Source organism: Mesorhizobium sp. M7A.F.Ca.MR.362.00.0.0, from assembly GCF_004023175.1.
Lineage (GTDB): Bacteria > Pseudomonadota > Alphaproteobacteria > Rhizobiales > Rhizobiaceae > Mesorhizobium.
Genome location: NZ_RZTF01000580.1, coordinates 2,304 through 2,796, shown reverse-complemented (window position 1 = coordinate 2,796; position 493 = coordinate 2,304). Strand labels below are relative to the sequence as shown.

The window sequence follows — 493 nt, the reverse complement described above, 5'->3', positions numbered from 1 at the left end:
GTCGACAGCGGGTTGCGCAGGATGCCGATTTCGAGGTCCGGCAGCACCGGCAGCCCTTCATTGCCGCCGACGATGCGCAGCGATGGCGGTACGCTGCGCATCGCAAGGCCAGCCACCGCGAGCCCGGCCTGGACGACGGCGATCAGGCCAAGCAGAGAGGCGCTTGAATAGGTACAGCGATAGGAGCGGTCGGCATCGCCAAGCGCCTGCAGGACATTCATCCTGGCGGCGCAGCCCGGTTCGAACAAGGCGACCGGAAGCGGGTCGGCCTCCCAGGCGACATGGTTGGGCGAGGCGACCCAGACGAAGCGTTCCAGCCGGATCACCTCAAGCGGCTGCTCCGGCAAGCGGGTGATGATCGCCAGATCCAGCCGCCCCTCCGCCAGCGTCTTCACCAGCGCGGTCGACTGTTCGCAGATCAACTCCACCGTCACCAGGGGATGCTCCGCCGCGAAGCGTGAGAGCACGGGCGGCAGGAGGAAGGCGGCATAGC

The 493-nt window shown here is 67.5% G+C and carries 1 protein-coding gene; it reads right to left on the bottom strand.

The genetic code is table 11. The annotated features are described in order from the left end of the window. A partial coding sequence (locus EOC06_RS44405; RefSeq protein ID WP_245470364.1) for a LysR substrate-binding domain-containing protein occupies positions 1–434 on the bottom strand: 434 nt, incomplete at its 3' end. Between the last annotated feature and the right edge of the window lie 59 nt (positions 435–493).